The organism is Coprococcus sp. AF102-57 (assembly GCF_027686195.1).
In the GTDB taxonomy this organism is placed as follows: Bacteria; Bacillota; Clostridia; order Lachnospirales; family Lachnospiraceae; genus Allocoprococcus; species Allocoprococcus comes.
Window position 1 is genome coordinate 1 of sequence record NZ_JAQCSY010000025.1, and the last position, 18,009, is coordinate 18,009.

Below are 18,009 nucleotides of genomic sequence, written 5' to 3' on the forward strand. Positions count from 1 at the left end.
ATACACTCAGGGGTCAATAACTGTGATGCGATTATTACCGGTTGGAGATAGGAGTTATTATGGAGAAATTAAAAAGAACAGTACAGGAAGAAATATTTGAAATTGAAGTACAGTACTGTGATCCTGATGACTGTTTACACGATTGTATGGAGAGTGGATACAATAACTGTACAGCAGTAGTAACTAGCTGGTGGTAAAACTTGCAAATACAGACAAAGGCAGTTTAGAAAAAGGCACTAGGTAAGAATTTTCTGTTATCTAGTGCCTTTTTAATACAAAGGGAGAGAAACTATGTATCCATTTCTAGTTGAAAATATGGCAGATGAGGAAGCCCATATACAAAATTTAAACATTGAGGTAAATTCCAAAGAAGTTTGCTATTTTATGTGTGGGGAAAATTTTGGACGGATACTTTTTGAAATCTTTTGCGGATATAAAAAACCAAAAACAGGAGAGATATTTGTATGTAATAAAGACTGGCTTGATTTGGACGAAAATAGTCGTTCTCTTTTAAACAGGCGCTTGTTTGGAATAGCGGCAGAAGAGTTTCCGCTGATTGAATTTATGACGGTTGAAGAAAACATTTCTATGCCAAGTCTGTTAGATGGAGATAAATCCAATATAGAGGAATTGGTTAAGGCTTTTGACATAGGCCACTTATTACAAAAATATCCTTCGGATCTTAATCATAGAGAAAAAATGAGATGTATCTGTGCGCGTGCCTTTTCTGGAGGCAGAAAGGTTGTTGTGATATTCGATTTATTCAAAAGAATGCAAGAGCAGAGTAAGGCAGATCTTGCAATACTTACTTATCATGCAGCAAAAAGTTTGGGGATAGCTGCTCTTTACATAAGTGAAGATTTAGACGAAAATTATGGCGCCTATGATCTTATATACAAATACCGACCTGAGAAAAAGGAATTTTCTATTATTGATTATCGCGCATGAATGGAACTGTAGAAATGGAATGTGATAGAGAATGTAGACTGCTGTTAAATGATTTGAATGGTATTCTTTCTGAACAATGTTTGGAACAAAGAGTTAGGTGCAGGTATTTGAATAATCCGGTGCAGGAGTTGGCAGAGTGTATCAATCAACTACTGGATATTTGTGAGAGGGCAGTAACAAGGACACTGGATATAGAAAATGATTATCGTACTATGCGGGCGGAACTGCAGAGCAATATCCGAAATCCGCTAAGCTGCATAAAAACAAGTTGTTTTCTGATCAATTCACTTGCAGAAAAGGAAAATATCCAGTCTGAAAAGCTCCGAGAGTATCTTCAAATTATGGAAAAGGCAGCGGAGGATATAGAGAGTGCATTAAAATAACTGATAATTGAAGAAGTGCTGGGCGGGGAGTTTTCGTCCAGTATTTCTTTCTGGAATGAGAAAAGTTGAATTTACAAATCAAGAGGAGGCATACACATGAAGTATGTTTTTCCAGAATATAAAGAGAATGTAGTGTTGGGCAACGGGAAATTACAGTTAAATCCAATGTCCTATCAGGTTATCTACGAAGGAAAGGAGATAGACCTGACACCCAGGGAATTTGAAGTTTTATATCTACTGGCTTTAAAGCCAAACTGGGTAATGCCAAAGACAAATATTTATCATTCTGTATGGGGTATTCATTATCATGATGATCAGATACCATACAGAACAGTAGAATATGTGATATGGAAGATAAGAAAAAAGATGGGACATGATATTATCGAAACGTTGGTCAATGTGGGGTATCGGTTGAAAAAGTTATAGTTTTTGGGAGATATAATTGAGATGAAATAGTATGTTATTATTAATGGAGGATTTATTACATGAACAGAAATAAGAAAAGTGCAAAACAGTATCACCAATCTGTAATTACTGCTTTAGAGAAAAAAGTAAATGACATGAAAGATTCCGCTTATTCAGGATTGTATAGTGAAATAGCATTTATCATTGGAATAGCAGTTATCATGATAGATACCTTTTTTCCACCAGAGGAAACGAAAGTTAATTGTGTATGGAAAATAATACTGATAGCTGTATCTATAGTCTGTATGCTTTATTTCGCCAAAAAAGTGAAAACAGTGAATGAAGTGGAAGAAGAGAAAAAGTTTTGGCCGAACTTTTTTATTCAATGGGCAACAAGTTTAGGATATATAAACATGCCTGTAGCTGTGATAGCTATTTTGGTAACCTTTGATAAGGGCAAAGCATGGACATTATTTATGATGGGGGTTGCTGTAATTCTGACAGGTTTAACTTTAATAGAAGCACTTGTAAAAACTTCTAAAATTTTAAAAAAAGAAAATGTTGGTAAGCGGAAATAAGATTGATTAAAAAAATTGAGGTAAAAGGTAGACGGTGTATTTGATATTATTTACATCTTTTTGTTGAAATTTGATAATCATTTTTGGTGATGAATATTACATCATTATTATTCCAATCTGCTGGAAAATACAGATAAAAGGATTATGGATATTTATCTTGAATTCGGATTTGAAAGCCAATGGACGTTTAACCAGGCGTTTCAGCAGAAGTATGGGAGGACACCTAGCAAATATCGAAAAATATGGTGGGATAATTGAATATTATGAGAGTTGCAGAGAATATATAGGGAAATATTATTTGCGGTTTGAAAGAATTTGGAGCGGATATGCGATTTAGCGCATATCCGCTTTTGACATTGTAGAAAAGATTTTTGTTTTGAACGGTTACGTTGGTAGACAGTAATATTTTTATATGGAAGATGTGAAAAAACAAAACTATTAATATTCTAACAAAAATTACATAGACAGTCGATTTTATTACATGAATAAAATTTCAAGAAATAAAAGGTGTATTATCTAAAATGTAAGGAACAGAAGAAAATAATTCAACCATTTCAATTTAGAATTAGTATCTGTACTGTACAAAATTGATTTATGAAAGGAGAAATAATTATGAGTGAAATGAGAAATCCTATTACAAGAGAAGAAAACTTTAGCAATCCAGCTGGTAACGTTATGATGGAGCTGCAGGAAGCAGATTTAAACAAATTTGTAGCAGGAGCTGGTGAAACCAGAAATTCCGGCGGAGTTTTATGTACAAGTACAGCAGAATGCTATTTTGGTACTTTGCTGAAACCTTGCTGCCCTAAGAAATAAACACAGGTGTTGATAAAGAGGGTAAGCGTTAATTGAAGTTTGTGCAGTACAGATACGAATTGTGAGTTGAAATGGAAAGCAGAATGGGGTGTTTAAGAACATGAATACTGAGAGAGCATCATATTTTACAGAAAGAAGTTATACAACATCAGAAGCAGAAAATAAAAAAGATATATTTGAATATTGGAAAAAGATTTTAGGAGAAGATACATTAAGAGTTGCTGAGAAATGTTATGGTATTGATTTAGTAAAAGTTTTAAATTCTGAAAATTATGTATGTGAAAACAATCACGTGATGTCAGAAATGGAAAAGGTAAAAATAGAATTATTTGAAAAACCAATCAATTATAACTATTCCGGATTCAAAGGAGAAAAATTGGCATTTGATAATTTTTTTATACCTTTAATCAATTACGGAATAGACATATTAAAAAATGGAACAAGTCTTTTTTTGACGGATTCTATTATAGATACATACGCAAATACCTTATTAGAGAGATTAGGGAAGATCAGTCTTGGAATATTAATGTTTGAAATGTATCTTTGTAAGAAGACGGGAAAACTGAATGGAAGAAATTCAGAGGAAGAATACGATTATTATAATAATAATTTTTTAAGTAAGAAATCGTATAAACAGGAGCTTTTCAATATATATCCATGTTTACTACGTTCAGTTACAGAAACCGTAGAAAACTTATCTTCTTATTATGTACTTTTATTAGAAAGACTTAATAAAGATAAAAATGAAATTGCGAATAAATTTTGTGGAGGTTTAGAATTTAAAAATGTAGTTGAAATAAGTTCTAATATCTCGGATTCTCATAAAAAAGGGAATGGGGTAAGTATTCTTAAGTTGGATAATGGCACTAAAATTGTGTATAAACCACGTTCATTAAAAATTGAAAAAGTGTATTTCGATTTTCTGGGAAAGATAAATGCTGGTTGTAAATATGAGATGTATGAACCAAAAATATTAGATTGTCAGGAGTATGGTTGGGAGGAATTTGTATATTATAAAAGTTGTAAAACAGAGGATGAAATCAGACGGTATTTTTATAGATTTGGAATATTGATTTTCGGTAGTTATATTCTTAATACAAATGATTTACATGAAGAAAATGTGATTGCCGCAGGAGAATATCCAATTATTATAGATGCAGAAACTATACTAGATAACCGTAGAAGAGGGAGAACAAATTCTGCAAAGGAGGAAATAAATTATATCCTTCATGAGTCAGTATTATACTCGGGTTTATTGCCACACTATAGGTTTTCAAATTTGGGCCAAGGCGTAGATATGAGTGCAATTAAAGGTAGTGAGGGAAAGGAATATCCTATAGTTATTCCTAAAATAGCGGATTTATGTACTTCAAATATGAGATTTGTATATGAACATCCTACAACTGGAGTAAATCAAAATCTTGTTAAATTAGATGGAGAAAATGTATCAGCATTTCATTATCTAAAAGAAATAAATGCAGGATTTGAAGATGCGTATAAATATGTTTTGGAGAACAAAGAAAAGTTTCTTGAATATGCCGATATGTTTGGTAATTTAAATATTCGCCATTTAGTTCAGGATACCCAAAGATATTCTATGTTATTACACACATCTTTTCATCCGGATTTTATGCAAGATGGAAGAGATAGACAAATGTTTTTGTGTAGTTTATTTAAACAGTATGAAGCTACACAAGGAGATAAAGGTGTTGTGAAATGTGAGATAAAAGACATGTTAAACATGGACATTCCATATTTTTATCTCAATACATCAGGTAAATCTCTTTTCGGATCAGAAGGTGAGAAAATCGAAGACTATTTTGAATATACCAGTTTGGAACACTTAAAGAAAAAGATAGTATTGTTAGATGAAGATGATTTAAAAAGGCAATTAATGTTCATGAATATTATTCTGACAGAGATAAACGAATTTCAGGTTGAGGATAAAAAGATAGAGCTTCAACAAATGAAAATGATTCCGCACAGAGAAAAAAATAAGGCTCATCTGTTAAAAGCTGTTCAGAAATTGGCTGATTCTCTTATAAAAACTGCTGTTTTTAATAAAGATAGAACAGAAGTTAATTGGATTGGTGTTACTCTAATAGGAAATGAAGATGACTGCTCATGGGATATAAGACCACTTGGTACCTATTTATATGAAGGAATGTCTGGGCTAGCAATTTTCTTTAACGCATTGTATACTGTTGATCCCCAAAAGGAGTACCTTATTATATGCAATGCGATTGAAAAGGAATTATTTACATACACAGATGAGATGTGTGAACGAAATGAGGGAATAGAAAATGAAAGCAGTGGCGCCTTTGGTGGAGAAGCGTCTATAATGTACACTTATGAGGTACTGTATAAAATTACAAATAAAGAAAAATATTTGGATTATGCAAAAAAGCACTATAAAATATTAAAGAAAGCGATTACCAGAGATAACAGTTTTGATCTTGTCTATGGTAATGCAGGCGCAGTTATTACATTGATCAATATGTATCAGCTAACCGGAAATAAAGAGTATATCGCTTCGGCAGAAATAGCAGGAGATATAATAGTAAATGCTCAGGAAAAGGAAGGCTCTATTAAAGGCGGATGGAATGGAGATGGAAGAACTTCGCCGTTAGCGGGATTTTCACATGGAGCATCTGGAATAGTTTTAGCACTGGCAAAACTATGGCAGGTGACTCAGAAAGAGGAGTATTTATTATCACTGCTCGATGGCATTAAATTTGAAAATTCTTTATTTGTGAAAGAAAAAGGAAATTGGAAAGACGAAAGGGTATATGCAGGAGAAAAAGCATCTGATGGAGGAAGTTTTACCGTTGCTTGGTGTCATGGCGCTGCAGGCATATTGCTTAGCCGATCTAAAGTAAATGTCATATTGAATGGGCGGTATTCGGATTTGATAGAAAATGATATAAAAGTAGCAGTGAATACAATATTAAAAGAGGGAATTTTAGGAAACAATTGTCTATGTCATGGTAATTTAGGTAATACAGAAATTTTATTTGAATATTTAAAAGACCATTCAGATAAAAAGATAGAAAAATATTATGTAGATATTCGTGATATTATTGCTGAGAATGTATGTAATGGTGTATTTGATTGCGATAATGCGTATCTATATGGATATAAATTGCAAGGATTTATGACAGGACTATGTGGCATGGGATATTCTTTGCTGCGAGATATAAAAAAAGATTTACCTTGTGTAATTGCTCTGGAAGTCTAAAATGATAGTATTGGAAATAATAGAATTTATTATTTCCAATACTAATTTATTATACTAGGGAGGTGTATTTATGCACAAAAAAAGTGTGCCATTGATTCGCCAGATGGGGACAACAGACTGTGGTATAGCAGCATTGACAATGATCTTCCAATATTATAAATATAAGATAGATATTAGTGAATTAAAAGCTACAACAAGTATTGGAAGAAATGGTATGTCTTTAGCAAAAATGAAAGAAATTACGGAAGAACATAATTTTTCATTCAAGGCGTATGGAAACTACGAAACCGAAGAAAATTTGATAAAATGTTTACCGATTATCATGTGTTCAAAAGAAAATCATTATGTTGTAGTTGCGGAGAAAAAATATGGGAAATATATACTTTTAGATCCTTTAAAAGGAAAAGAAAAGGTTGATTATTCATCTATTAAAAAGAATTTTTTAGATGTACTTGTATGTGTTCGACCAACAGAAAAGAATTATAAACGTGAGAAACGTGAGTCTTTTCTTATACCTATAAATAAAAGCAAATTATTTCTGGCAAGTATTCTAACGTTGGTTACACAGGGAATTATATTGATTCCACCGCTCATTATAAAAAAAATAGTCAATGAAATAACGTATGATACATTAGGCTTCAATTTTGTAAAATATGCGTTACTGATATTATCAGTGGCATTAAGTTATTTACTTGCAAATTTAGCTAAAAAAAGGGTAATACTTATTTTACAGAATAATATATACAAAGATACTATATTTTTAATGCTGAATAAAATATTTGATATTGATTTAAGTTATTTTGAAAGCCATTCATCAGGAGATATTGAAAATCGCTTTAATAGTGTCAGTGATATATACGAATTTATATCAACAGCTCTAATTTCAACAGTGATAGATGTGGTTACTGCTGTTTTTTGCGGAATAATGATGATAACACAGTCAATACCATTGTTTGCAGTTATAATAGTAATGACTGTTATACAGATAACAATAGTAATGATTTTAAATCAAAAAGCTAGAATAAAGGTTAAAAATTATATTGCAGATCAGAGTGCATTACAGGCACGAATGGTAGAAACTTTGACTAATATCCAGCAAATAAGGTGCATGAGAATAGAGAATATGCTGAGTGATAGTCTGAAACAGGATTATAAGCATTTAATTAAGAGATTACGTGAGCGTGTACAAATAAGTGATATTATGGAGTCGGTGGTGGGGGCTTTTTCAATAGCTTCTTCATTGATACTTTACGTTATAGGAGGATACTTGGTTTGTGATAATAGGTTGGAATTAGGAACGTTAATAGCCTTTGTCACACTTGCCGGATATTTTACAGGTCCATTTCAAACTCTATCTTTGGTGGTACCTCAAATTAATGTTTTAAAGGAAACAATGATTCGTTTAAAAGAGTTAATGAATTATAAATCTAACCGTAAAAATGGTACTCAGCATATTAATTCATTTGAGTCTATGGAAATGCAGCAAGTAACATTTTCTTACTATGGAAGCACGAAGCCAGATGTAGAGAATGTTAGTATGATGCTAAAAAAGGGGGAGAAGATAGCATTTGTAGGAAGTTCAGGAAGTGGAAAGACTACAATTACAAAATTATTATTGAACGTCTTTTCTCATTATCAAGGACAAATTTTAGTAAACGGGGAAGATATAAAACAAATATGCAAAGAGGATATAGATCGGATATTTGCCATAGTTACTCAGGTTCCAATGGCAATGAATGGAACAATTAGAGAAAACGTGGATATTACAAATACGTTGACAGATGAGGAAATATATCATTATTTAGATTTAGTAGAACTGAAAGATGATATAGAAAAATTCCCATTGGGACTTAATACATTTGTGGGAGAAAATGGACAGAACATTTCAGGAGGACAAAAACAGCGTATTGCTATAGCAAGAGCATTGGCACTGAAACCGGAAGTTATTATTTTTGATGAAGCCACAAGCAACTTAGATCCTCTTACAGAACGAAGAATATGTAATAATTTGAAACAACTACATATTACCCAGATTGTAGTTACACATAGACTGAATGCCATACAAGATGCTGATACAATATACGTAGTTGAAAAAGGAAAAATAATTGAATCCGGAACACATGTGGAACTACTTCAGTTAAAGGGCGCATATTATGATAGTGTAAATAATTAAGAACAGGTGAAAGTCAGATAATGGCTTTCACCTGTTCTTTTAAGAGATCTTTTCTTCATACGGATCAATATGTTCAATAGGTATCTCTAATATGACCTTTAAGCCATGAGGAAGTATATTTTCATATTTGATATTTCCGTTATGGGCGGTTAATATTTGGTAAACCAATTTTAGACCAAATCCATGAACAGACTCCCCATTTGAATTGTACATATTATTAGGAAAAATACCACTATTCATTTTTTCTATTTGTGTAGAAGTCATACCGCCACCATTATCAATGACGGAAATAATACAGGTATCATTTTCTTTTAAAATTTCAACTGTTATTTCACAACCATGAGGATTATGATTAATACAATTTTGAATTAGATTGCTTAGCATTCTTGAAAAAAGTTCCGTATCTCCTTTGATCAATACTGGAATCGTATCAGATGATGAATGAAAGTCAAAAGAATATTTGTTGTCTATTGGTCCATTCATAAAGCCAATGATTACTTGGCGGGCAATTTCCACAGGAGAAAAACTGGTTTTTATTAAAGGCTGCATAGAGTATTCTAGTCTTGAAGTTAAATTTAAATCTGCGATTAGGCTACGGAGTTTTTCGCTTTGTTTACGAATTATACTTGCTTGTAGTTGTACAGGTTGCGAAGCATCTTCATTTTTTTCGATTTCAGAAGCATATCCCAAAATAATAGAAAGAGGTGTCCGGACATCATGCGAAACACCATTAATCCATTCGGCACGCGCCTGTTCTTTTTGTAGAAGATGTTTTCCAGCCTTATTTAGTTCAGCATTTATACTTGAAAGTTCACCTGTTTCTGAAAGGGTAATGGGTTTTCCCTGAGCAATAGAGTCAATACCGTCAATGATTGGCACTATAGATTTTTCTATTTTATGTGTATTACGCCAGAATAATATAAATATCAGTAATATATTAAAACAAATCATTAAAAAGATACCGACTATTAGGCTGTGAATATAATTAATATCTATTGAAAAATTGTATTTTGTTATACTATTAGGTTCGCACCCGATAACCAATAAGCCGGCAGAATGTTCTTGGATAAAAACAGGATATTCTTGTAAGTACCACCGACTAAACTTGGCTATTTGTAAATTTGAATAGGTTCTTGGCAATTCTTCGGGTAAAAATTTTTCCCAAATGACATTTCCTTGTTCGTTTAAAATCATCGCCCAGGCACTTTTATTTTTTAGAATATTTTCTATATAATCAGTAGAAGAAATTGTTCCATCTACATTGAGCGTGATATTTTTGCTAATGGTTTGGACGGGTATATCTGGATCAGTAGAATTATTCCATGCCATGAGTAAAGTCCCACATATTAAAATAATATTTAGTACAAAAAATAAAATCAATATAATAAGGGTGGAAAGAAGATATTTTTTAAAAAAACGCTTGGCAAGCTTCATTATTTTACTCCTTTCACTAGCAATTTATATCCTAGCCCCTTAACTGTTAGCAGTGAAACAGGAGAAGAAGGATTTTTTTCGATTTTTTCTCGAAGATGCCGAATGTGTGTCATGAGGGTAGTTTCATACCCTTGCCACATTTCACCACAAGCAGTTTGGCAAAGAGTTCCTATTGTTACAATGTGATTGGCATTATCTACAAGTTTTAATAATATATTGTATTCTTTAGCAGTCAAAGGAATAATTTTATTTTCACGATGTATTTCTGCCTTATCAATATCTATAAAAGAATTTTCTAATTCTATAATTCGTTTCTCTGTAGGATAACTTCTTTTTAAAATAGCTTGAACACGTAACAATAGTTCTTTAGGCAAAAATGGTTTGATTAAATAATCATCTGCTCCCAATTCAAAACCAGAAAAACGATCTTCGGCTGCATCTTTGGCGGTCAGCATAAGAACCGGAAGTTTACTGAGGGCTCTGATTTCTTGCAATACCTCAAATCCGTCCATACCAGGTAACATAACATCAAGAATAACCATGTCAGGTAGAGTTTCTCTTATTATTTGTAAAGCCATTTCTCCAGATGTTGCGGTCATTATTTTTGTATAGCCTGCTCTTTCAAATATTGTTTTAATAAGGGTGAGTAGTTCTTGTTCATCATCAACGATAAGTATAAATTTATCATACATATATTTTTATCTCCTAAAATTTTATAGTTTAAATTATTATACATCTTGTGGAAAAAGAAGTATAGAGAAAGAGGAAAATCTCAAGGTTACCTCAAGGTTACTTCAAGGAAATCTCAATGTAGTTGGTATATAATTACAGTATAAAAAAAGGAGGTATAAAAAAATGAGTGAATATATTATTCAAACCAATAATTTAACAAAACAGTATGGAGAGCAAAAGAGTGTTTCTGCAATGAACTTGCATGTGAAAAAAGGAAGAATTTATGGACTGTTGGGACGTAATGGAGCAGGAAAAACGACTACAATGAAAATGCTGTTAGGATTAACAAAACCGACATCGGGAAACATAAAAATATTTGGGAAAAGTATGGAAACCAATAGTAAAGATATTTTACCGCATATAGGTAGTTTAATAGAATCACCAGGATTTTATCCTAATTTGACTGGGACTGAAAATCTTCGTATTTTTGCGGAGCTTAGAGGATTAAATAAAAGTAAGTGTGTAAGAGATGCTTTGGAAGTTGTCGGTTTGCCCTATCGTGATAAAAAGTTATTTGCGGAATATTCACTTGGGATGAAACAACGACTGGCCATTGCATTGGCAGTTATGCACAATCCCAATTTGCTGATATTAGATGAGCCTATTAATGGTTTGGATCCTATAGGTATTGCAGAGGTACGTTCGTTTATTAGAGAGTTATGTGATGTTCAGGGAAAAACTATTTTGATTTCTAGTCACATATTATCAGAGATAGAATTACTGGCAGATGATATAGGGATTATTGATAAGGGAATTTTACTTGAAGAAGAAAGTATGAAAGAATTGGCGAAAAAAAATAGTCGCTATGTCAATTTTATGGTATCGGATAGCCAGCGCGCAGCGGAAATTTTAAGAAAAGAATTTGAATGTGATGATTTTCAAATATGTGATAAAAATAGACTTCAATTATATAATACAACAATCCCTAGATCAGAAATTACTTATGTTTTTGTAAAGCAAGGATTGGAAATTACAGAAGTTCATTTATGCGAAGAAACATTGGAAGATTATTTTAAAAGGGTGACCGGAGGTGAAGGAATTGCTTAAATTAGTTAAGGTTGAATTTCAAAAACTGAAAAGAAAAAAGTTTATTCTTTTAGTAACTTTAGCTGCATTTATGTTTCCGCTTCCATTGGCTTATTTAATGACAACACCAGCTATGATGGAGCAATATATTGATAAAGCGGACGCATTTGACGGACTATTTAATATGGTATTGGGGTATGGAATCCAATTTTTATTACCCTGTATTATCGGAGTAGTAGCTGCTATGTTGTTTTTTATTGAACGTGATAATGATACATTTAAAAATATTAAAACAATCCCACTATCCAGTACGCAAGTAGTTACAGCAAAAATTATAGTGCTATTTATTATAGGCGTTGTATTTTGCATAGCATCAACGGTAGCAACAGTTCTGGTTGGTATGTTTACGTTAGATGTATACGGTTTAGGATACAAAATATTTCTGGCGGTTGAAACAGGAATATTTATTACCGCAGGAACATTACCATTGATTGTTATAGTGGTATTTTTTAGTCGTACTTATGTTTTCTCTGTTTTATTATGTATTTTTTATAGCGTTTTAAATATGAGTGCAACAGCACTTTTCGATGCATTACCAAAGACAATATTATGGTTACTTCCTACGCCGCTTACAACATTTTGGAGTGCTGGAGATATGAAAAGACATGGAATTAATATGAACCTTGTACAAATGAATGGATTAATTCCTTCAACTTTTCAAGTAATATTAATTCTTGGGATTATGGCAGGAATTTCAATACTATTAATTGACTGTTTGTACAAGAAAAGGGGGGAATAAAATTGAGGACTATTGTAAAAACAGAATTATTGAAATTAAAACGTTATCATATTATATGGGCGGGGATAGCTCTTATGCTACTCTCTGTTCTATTGACACTTTTTACTTCTATGGCTAATGATGGATCTGTATGGGATTTTCGATACTTAATAGAGCAGGTAATCAAAAATAATATGTCAATGATTTTCCCAATGTGCATAGCTTTGATTGCTGGATATATTATATCGCGGGAAGAAAAAGACGATGTTTTGAAGAATATTATTACCATTCCAATTTCATTTAAAAAGTTGTTGGTAGGAAAACTTATTGTATGTGCAATGTTATCAATATTATTTGGGCTTATTTGTACGATATTTACGTTAATTGCAGAGTGTATAGTTGGTTTTCCTGGATTTACAGTAAATTTGGTAATCCAAGGGCTAGTACAAATAACATTGGAAAATTTACTTTTGTATCTAGCGGTATTACCAATTATTGTTATAACAAGCAGACTATCAGGCGGCTTTATGATAGGTGTCATTGTTGCTTTTGTGTATGGATATGGAGGTATGTTTGCAGCAGGAAATATGACATTGGCTAATATATATCCTATTACTGCAAGTCTGGGATTAATTGGGTATAGAAGTTATGATACATCCGTACAATGGAGTTTTCCATTGTGTTTATGTAGCTTGATAATTATTGTCGCTATTTCTGTAATTTTAGTCGCAACAATGAAAGAAAAGGAGAACAAAAAAACTCGTACAAAAACAAAAAAAGTCAAACCAAAGAAAGGGTGGTTATAAGTGAAAAAAAGTTGTTTCTTTATTCTAATGTTTTGCTTGTTATTGTCTGGGTGTTCAAAAGAGGAGGTGTTGGAAAAATATAATGCAGTAGTCGAAAAGGTGGGAGAAGTACAATTAACCAATGATATAAACCTGCAAGGGAAAAGAGATTATGGGGAAGATTATTATACGGGGACATATCAAGCAGAGTACAAAAAATTTTCTGATACAGAATATCTTTTTGGAGGAACAACAATAGAAAGAGCGGCAGGGAAGCAGGTTGAATTGTTTTGTAACCTAGAAATAACAAAAGGAGAAGCTGAAATATTCATTATTTCTGGTAGCAATGAACCTAAAACTTTAATAAAAACAACAGGTACTTATGAAAATACAATAACATTACCAGATGGCAGTAATTATATCGGGATTGTAGGTAATGATTTTTCAGGAACAGTAAAAATAGAAGTGAAATAAAGATAGAAAATGCTAAAAATGGGTAAATTTGGAAGATACAGGTTTGGTTGCATTTTACTGTGGTAAAAAGTATATGAAGAGTGGAATGGCGGTTGTTTAATACTGCCATTCTTTTTTTTGAAAATGCCTCTATGGGAATTATTACACAGGGAATCGAAAAAATTACATGTAGATGGGATAGTACATTAAATATGGTAAAATATAATCATAATATGAGATCGGAGGTATATTCTATGAAGAAACTATTTAAAGTATTCAGCCTAATGCTGGTGGTGATAATGGCTTTTCCATTCTCTGTTATGGCAAGCGAAAATGACCAGCAAAGAAGTGATTTGATTGGTGCAGAAGAAAGGGATTTTGAAAAATTGATTGCAGAAATCCAGAACATTAAGGCTACTCACCCAGATTATTCAGAAGAAATGCTCATGTCTTTTTTGGAAGCCAATCATCAAGATGTGGAAAGGGGGATTATAGATATTTGGAATGCGCTTACAGATTCAGAAAAGAAACTATGTATTCGTTATCCTTTTGATGCCCTAAAGGTAAATAAAGCAAAAAATATTGCTACTTCGCAGACAGAGGCAAAATTTGGGACAAATGGTTTAGGAAATAGAAGTGATGCTTTTCGTCATGGAATTTGGAATGCTGAAATGACTGTTTTAATAGGAAAAGAAAGAGCAGAGTTATTTGCAACTGCTCATGAAGACAAAGATGTTACAGGAACAGAATCAGACGGATATCCAAAAACAGCACATAGAGATATGGACTTACATAACAATGAAGTGGGAAGAGAAATAGGAGAAAAAAATAAAGAAGCTTCTGAAAGTGAAATGGCGGATATTATTTATCAGGAAATATATTCCGCAACAACATCATTTATATGGCTACATGAATAAGATTTGAGCAGTGCGATTGCACTGCTCGTCTTCGTATTTTGCATATTTTGCGTAATTGATTACTTCTATTATTTGTATCGCTATGAATGAAATAGGGTAGCATGATAGTACAACATGATTAAGAGGTAGGCAATTATGGAAAGTCGTATTAAACAATTACGTGAGAAAAGAGGGTTAATACAGGAAATCCTTGCAGTAGAATTAGGGATAACACAGCAAATGTTGAGTAAGTACGAAAGAGATGTTACGTTAATAAAAGTAGATATTCTGAAAAAGATTGCTGCTTACTTCAATGTAACAACAGATTATTTGCTGGGAGTTTCAGATGTAAAAAGAGATTTGAATGGGCAGATGAAAATGAACGAAGTACTAGACGAATATTACGATTTAGTGGAAGTGTATAAAGAGTTAGATCCATGTGATCAGGAGATGATTTGGTCAATTATACAAATAGTAAAAAAAACGAGTGAGAAGAAAAAATCAGCAAACATGCAGAAGAGAGTGGAGTGAATGTTAAATATAGCAATTTGTGATGATGATATTCAAATAACTGGAAAAATCGAAAGACTTCTCCAGGATATAGCTAAAAGAAATTTTGTTGATACTGAAATAGAAGTATTCTGGAATGGAAAGAGTTTAGCAGATGCTATCGCAGCAGGTGAGAGGTATGATGTTATTTATCTGGATATAGAAATGGATAAAGAAGATGGTATTTCGGCAGCTAGAAGAATTAGAACATACGATAAAAATGTGCGAATTATTTATGTTACGAGCCATGAAAGTTATATGAGGGAATCCTTTGAGGTAAGACCGTTTCAGTTTCTTGTAAAACCTGTAACAGATAAAATAATGGAAAAGTGCTTTAAGTCGGTATATGAAGACATTAATAGTGAAGATTTTTATTTTCGCTATAGTTATCAACGTATGAATCATAAAGTACCAATCAAGGATATTTTATATTTTGAAAGCAACAAACGAAAAATATTTATTGTAACGGAACAAGAAATCCTTGAACTGTACGGAAAACTTAATGAGATTGAAGAAACCCTTAAAACATGTAAAATTTCTTTTTTGCGAGTTCATCAGTCTTTTCTGGTGAATTATAAACATATATCCGGACAATCTTATGATTCTGTAGTAATGGATAATGGACAAAAAATTTCAATCAGTGAAGACCGGAGAAAGATAATTAGTGAACAATATTGTTCTATGGAGGATACGTTTTATGTGGACGAATAGGGTATTAATGTGTGGGATAGATATATTGCTTTGCCTTTGGGCAGTATATTTATTCTTTTTTTATTTCGATATATTTTTTGCTCGTAAGAGAAAAAGGTATTTGTCGGTGATCGGTATAACGCTGTTCGTGATTTGGCAATTTGGAATAACAACGATTATTAGTTTTCCTGCCTACATCAATATTGCTGTGACGATTATGTTTACGTTTTTGGCAGTTATGATGACTTATGAAGGTAGATGGTGGAACAAAGGTGTATTTGTAATTACCTTTAATGCGATTTGGATGTTGATGGAAACCCTGTGCAACTATATTTTGCTAACATACTGCCCTCAATATGCTGCAGTTCGCCAAGTAGGCTCTTTCGTTTCAAAAATATTTTTTAATGCAGTAATTCTTGCATTAAAGAAAGTGTTCACAGATGATGATATTAAGGAATTGCCGGTCAGATACAGTATTTTACTTGTGTTGATCCCAACAGGAAGCATTTATATCATGAACAATATATTTATGCTTGGATTTGCAAATAATAATGGACGTACTCGTATAAACTCTACATTTACTGTACTTATTTTACTTGGTATGAACATATTGATATTTTATGTCTATATGAAGTTGGCTGATGATTTGCGGTTAAGGAGAATGGCAGCAGTATATGAACAGCAACTGGAATTATGCGAACGTCATCAGCAAGAAAGAGAACTTTCAATGTTGCAGTTGCGGGATATAAAACACAATATGAAGAATAATCTTATTTCCATTCTTGCTTATGCAGAAAATAAAGAATATGAAAAAATGACAGGTTTTATTGAAGAAATTATGGGAGAGGGCGGTATGGTGATTGCCTCAATATCGAATAGTGGGAATATTGTGATTGATTCACTTATTGGATATTGGTATGTAACTGCCCAAAACAAAAGAATAATTTTTAAAACGGATATTTGTATTCCGATGATAATGCCTTTTAAAGGAGCTGATCTGAGTCTGATATTGGGAAATTTACTGGAAAATGCAGTGGAAGCAGCAGAGAAGGTTGAAGAAAATAGATATATAAATGTCAAAATGAAATTTGATAAAAATAATCTATTATTGTTCGTAGACAATAGTTATAAAGGGAAGCTGTTAAAAACAAGAGATAACCGCTTGAAATCTACAAAGTCAGATGCAGAAAATCATGGAGTAGGTTTAGCCTCTGTGTATCGGGCAGTAGCAAAATATCATGGATCAGTGGTAATAGAGGATTCAGAACCAGGAAAATTTAAAATTCGGATAGTCTTATATAGTAATGTGCAGGAATAATTACATGAACACTCGAAATAATTACATAAAAAATAATGAGAAAGGAAAGAATGGTAAAATGGAAAGATAAATTTGGTATGCGGTATGGGGACTGATATATGGATAGCGTGAAAATATTGCTGTTTAGTGATGATGAGAAACTGTATAACAGTACTGAAAGGATTATTGGGAAAAAACACCAATTAAAATGGTGTACTTATCAACAGTTGGAAAACAATAGATATCCAACGGCAGATGTTGTGATTTTCCATTTTACTAAAGAGATAATAGAGAGGGAAAGGGCATTTGCGGCTATTATAAAAATAAAAGGGAGTTTGGGGCATTTAACGCCTATTCTTGCTATTAGCGAAGGGGGATCAATACAGGATATTTTTTCTATACTGAAAGCAGGAGCTTACGATTATATAGAAACAATAGATAACACACGAAAATATAAGAAAAAGATAGAGAACCTGATTTTATGGAATTGGTATATAAAAAAACATACATCAGCAAAAAAGAGGCAATGTTGAGAAAGAACCGGAGAAACATTGCTTCTTTTTTGCTGCCTTTTTGGGAAAAATTACATCAATACTCGGTTTTTTTACAAGAGAACCGAATGGGAGATTTTTTGTAGTAATGTATTGGTAAACAAATGAAAGGAGATTTTAATTATGAAATCTAAAAATTTAAAAAATCAGCCAGCAAAAGTATTAGCAAATTTATCTCTGAAACTTGGTAAAATGTCAGCGGACAGTGCTTGCTGTTATATTTATCATCAGCCAAAGATGCCAGAAGCATTGAAAAAAATGAAGAAACTTTAATTTC

21 protein-coding genes are annotated in these 18,009 nt (G+C 32.5%); 19 read left to right on the forward strand and 2 right to left on the reverse strand.

All coding sequences use genetic code 11. The features are described 5' to 3' along the window. The first annotated feature begins 59 nt into the window (after positions 1-59). From PGZ10_RS13835 to PGZ10_RS13875, 9 genes are all read left to right on the forward strand, one after another. On the forward strand, positions 60-197 hold the full coding sequence (locus PGZ10_RS13835) for a hypothetical protein (protein ID WP_158555573.1): 138 nt from the start codon (positions 60-62) through the stop codon (positions 195-197). Positions 198-291: 94 nt separating this feature from the next. Beyond that, entirely contained in the window at positions 292-948 is a 657-nt protein-coding gene (locus tag PGZ10_RS13840; RefSeq protein ID WP_117689874.1) for a hypothetical protein, read from the forward strand. 107 nt (positions 949-1,055) lie between these two features. Continuing rightward, entirely contained in the window at positions 1,056-1,331 is a 276-nt protein-coding gene (locus PGZ10_RS13845) for a hypothetical protein (RefSeq protein WP_117689875.1), read from the forward strand. A gap of 96 nt (positions 1,332-1,427) precedes the next feature. Then, positions 1,428-1,757 (forward strand): winged helix-turn-helix domain-containing protein, encoded by a 330-nt coding sequence (locus PGZ10_RS13850; RefSeq protein WP_117689876.1) that lies wholly within the window; start codon positions 1,428-1,430, stop codon positions 1,755-1,757. A 59-nt stretch (positions 1,758-1,816) separates the two neighbouring features. Further along, the gene (locus PGZ10_RS13855) at positions 1,817-2,314 is read left to right on the forward strand and encodes a hypothetical protein (RefSeq protein WP_117689877.1); all 498 of its coding nucleotides are present in this window, start codon (positions 1,817-1,819) and stop codon (positions 2,312-2,314) included. A gap of 93 nt (positions 2,315-2,407) precedes the next feature. After that, the gene (locus tag PGZ10_RS16865) at positions 2,408-2,572 is read left to right on the forward strand and encodes a helix-turn-helix domain-containing protein (protein WP_117689878.1); all 165 of its coding nucleotides are present in this window, start codon (positions 2,408-2,410) and stop codon (positions 2,570-2,572) included. A gap of 354 nt (positions 2,573-2,926) precedes the next feature. Beyond that, positions 2,927-3,130 (forward strand): plantaricin C family lantibiotic, encoded by a 204-nt coding sequence (locus PGZ10_RS13865; protein ID WP_055056069.1) that lies wholly within the window; start codon positions 2,927-2,929, stop codon positions 3,128-3,130. Positions 3,131-3,230: 100 nt separating this feature from the next. Next, a complete protein-coding gene (locus PGZ10_RS13870) occupies positions 3,231-6,368 on the forward strand; it encodes a type 2 lanthipeptide synthetase LanM family protein (RefSeq protein WP_117738813.1) in 3,138 nt (1,045 codons plus the stop codon). A gap of 70 nt (positions 6,369-6,438) precedes the next feature. After that, complete coding sequence (locus tag PGZ10_RS13875; RefSeq protein ID WP_117689880.1) at positions 6,439-8,541, forward strand: peptidase domain-containing ABC transporter; 2,103 nt, start codon at positions 6,439-6,441, stop codon at positions 8,539-8,541. 39 nt (positions 8,542-8,580) lie between these two features. Here the strand turns inward: PGZ10_RS13875 and PGZ10_RS13880 are convergent, their stop codons facing one another. Then, positions 8,581-9,975, reverse strand: a complete 1,395-nt coding sequence (locus PGZ10_RS13880; RefSeq protein WP_117689881.1) for a sensor histidine kinase — start codon at positions 9,973-9,975, stop codon at positions 8,581-8,583. Continuing rightward, positions 9,975-10,667 (reverse strand): response regulator transcription factor, encoded by a 693-nt coding sequence (locus PGZ10_RS13885; RefSeq protein WP_055056065.1) that lies wholly within the window; start codon positions 10,665-10,667, stop codon positions 9,975-9,977. The genes PGZ10_RS13880 and PGZ10_RS13885 overlap by 1 nt, the downstream gene beginning before the upstream one ends. A 163-nt stretch (positions 10,668-10,830) precedes the next feature. On the opposite strand from PGZ10_RS13885, the gene PGZ10_RS13890 reads away from it, so the two are divergent. The 10 genes from PGZ10_RS13890 to PGZ10_RS13935 all read left to right on the forward strand — a co-directional run bounded on the left by PGZ10_RS13890 (position 10,831) and on the right by PGZ10_RS13935 (position 18,005). Next, positions 10,831-11,754: an ABC transporter ATP-binding protein gene (locus PGZ10_RS13890; protein ID WP_055056064.1), complete on the forward strand. Its 924-nt coding sequence runs from the start codon at positions 10,831-10,833 to the stop codon at positions 11,752-11,754. Beyond that, the gene (locus PGZ10_RS13895; RefSeq protein ID WP_117689883.1) at positions 11,747-12,532 is read left to right on the forward strand and encodes an ABC transporter permease; all 786 of its coding nucleotides are present in this window, start codon (positions 11,747-11,749) and stop codon (positions 12,530-12,532) included. The genes PGZ10_RS13890 and PGZ10_RS13895 overlap by 8 nt, the downstream gene beginning before the upstream one ends. Before the next feature lie 2 nt (positions 12,533-12,534). Then, complete coding sequence (locus tag PGZ10_RS13900; protein ID WP_117689884.1) at positions 12,535-13,317, forward strand: ABC transporter permease; 783 nt, start codon at positions 12,535-12,537, stop codon at positions 13,315-13,317. Between the two features lie 27 nt (positions 13,318-13,344). After that, positions 13,345-13,770, forward strand: coding sequence for a hypothetical protein (locus tag PGZ10_RS13905; RefSeq protein WP_117467776.1), 426 nt, complete (start codon positions 13,345-13,347; stop codon positions 13,768-13,770). Between the two features lie 233 nt (positions 13,771-14,003). Next, positions 14,004-14,666: a DUF6973 domain-containing protein gene (locus PGZ10_RS13910; protein ID WP_117689885.1), complete on the forward strand. Its 663-nt coding sequence runs from the start codon at positions 14,004-14,006 to the stop codon at positions 14,664-14,666. A gap of 135 nt (positions 14,667-14,801) precedes the next feature. Beyond that, a complete protein-coding gene (locus PGZ10_RS13915; protein WP_055056059.1) occupies positions 14,802-15,176 on the forward strand; it encodes a helix-turn-helix domain-containing protein in 375 nt (124 codons plus the stop codon). After that, positions 15,177-15,905 carry a LytR/AlgR family response regulator transcription factor gene (locus PGZ10_RS13920; RefSeq protein ID WP_026648513.1) on the forward strand — a complete coding sequence of 243 codons (729 nt, stop codon included), beginning with the start codon at positions 15,177-15,179 and terminating at the stop codon, positions 15,903-15,905. Continuing rightward, positions 15,892-17,202: a sensor histidine kinase gene (locus PGZ10_RS13925; RefSeq protein WP_117689886.1), complete on the forward strand. Its 1,311-nt coding sequence runs from the start codon at positions 15,892-15,894 to the stop codon at positions 17,200-17,202. Before PGZ10_RS13920 ends, PGZ10_RS13925 begins: the two co-directional genes overlap by 14 nt. Before the next feature lie 98 nt (positions 17,203-17,300). After that, on the forward strand, positions 17,301-17,714 hold the full coding sequence (locus PGZ10_RS13930) for a hypothetical protein (RefSeq protein ID WP_026648511.1): 414 nt from the start codon (positions 17,301-17,303) through the stop codon (positions 17,712-17,714). A gap of 141 nt (positions 17,715-17,855) precedes the next feature. Then, entirely contained in the window at positions 17,856-18,005 is a 150-nt protein-coding gene (locus tag PGZ10_RS13935) for a cyclic lactone autoinducer peptide (RefSeq protein ID WP_081019423.1), read from the forward strand. The last annotated feature ends 4 nt before the right edge of the window (positions 18,006-18,009 follow it).

What these genes read in the sequence shown, in the direction of transcription:
- PGZ10_RS13865 (WP_055056069.1), top strand. Translation starts at nt 2,927, where the DNA reads ATGAGTGAAATGAGAAATCCTATTACAAGAGAAGAAAACTTTAGCAAT.
- PGZ10_RS13870 (WP_117738813.1), top strand. Translation starts at nt 3,231, where the DNA reads ATGAATACTGAGAGAGCATCATATTTTACAGAAAGAAGTTATACAACA.
- PGZ10_RS13910 (WP_117689885.1), top strand. Translation starts at nt 14,004, where the DNA reads ATGAAGAAACTATTTAAAGTATTCAGCCTAATGCTGGTGGTGATAATG.
- PGZ10_RS13905 (WP_117467776.1), top strand. Translation starts at nt 13,345, where the DNA reads ATGTTTTGCTTGTTATTGTCTGGGTGTTCAAAAGAGGAGGTGTTGGAA.
- PGZ10_RS13920 (WP_026648513.1), top strand. Translation starts at nt 15,177, where the DNA reads ATGTTAAATATAGCAATTTGTGATGATGATATTCAAATAACTGGAAAA.
- PGZ10_RS13925 (WP_117689886.1), top strand. Translation starts at nt 15,892, where the DNA reads ATGTGGACGAATAGGGTATTAATGTGTGGGATAGATATATTGCTTTGC.
- PGZ10_RS13885 (WP_055056065.1), bottom strand. Translation starts at nt 10,667, where the DNA reads ATGTATGATAAATTTATACTTATCGTTGATGATGAACAAGAACTACTC.
- PGZ10_RS13890 (WP_055056064.1), top strand. Translation starts at nt 10,831, where the DNA reads ATGAGTGAATATATTATTCAAACCAATAATTTAACAAAACAGTATGGA.
- PGZ10_RS13875 (WP_117689880.1), top strand. Translation starts at nt 6,439, where the DNA reads ATGCACAAAAAAAGTGTGCCATTGATTCGCCAGATGGGGACAACAGAC.
- PGZ10_RS13930 (WP_026648511.1), top strand. Translation starts at nt 17,301, where the DNA reads ATGGATAGCGTGAAAATATTGCTGTTTAGTGATGATGAGAAACTGTAT.
- PGZ10_RS13880 (WP_117689881.1), bottom strand. Translation starts at nt 9,975, where the DNA reads ATGAAGCTTGCCAAGCGTTTTTTTAAAAAATATCTTCTTTCCACCCTT.
- PGZ10_RS13935 (WP_081019423.1), top strand. Translation starts at nt 17,856, where the DNA reads ATGAAATCTAAAAATTTAAAAAATCAGCCAGCAAAAGTATTAGCAAAT.
- PGZ10_RS13915 (WP_055056059.1), top strand. Translation starts at nt 14,802, where the DNA reads ATGGAAAGTCGTATTAAACAATTACGTGAGAAAAGAGGGTTAATACAG.
- PGZ10_RS13855 (WP_117689877.1), top strand. Translation starts at nt 1,817, where the DNA reads ATGAACAGAAATAAGAAAAGTGCAAAACAGTATCACCAATCTGTAATT.
- PGZ10_RS13850 (WP_117689876.1), top strand. Translation starts at nt 1,428, where the DNA reads ATGAAGTATGTTTTTCCAGAATATAAAGAGAATGTAGTGTTGGGCAAC.
- PGZ10_RS13840 (WP_117689874.1), top strand. Translation starts at nt 292, where the DNA reads ATGTATCCATTTCTAGTTGAAAATATGGCAGATGAGGAAGCCCATATA.
- PGZ10_RS13835 (WP_158555573.1), top strand. Translation starts at nt 60, where the DNA reads ATGGAGAAATTAAAAAGAACAGTACAGGAAGAAATATTTGAAATTGAA.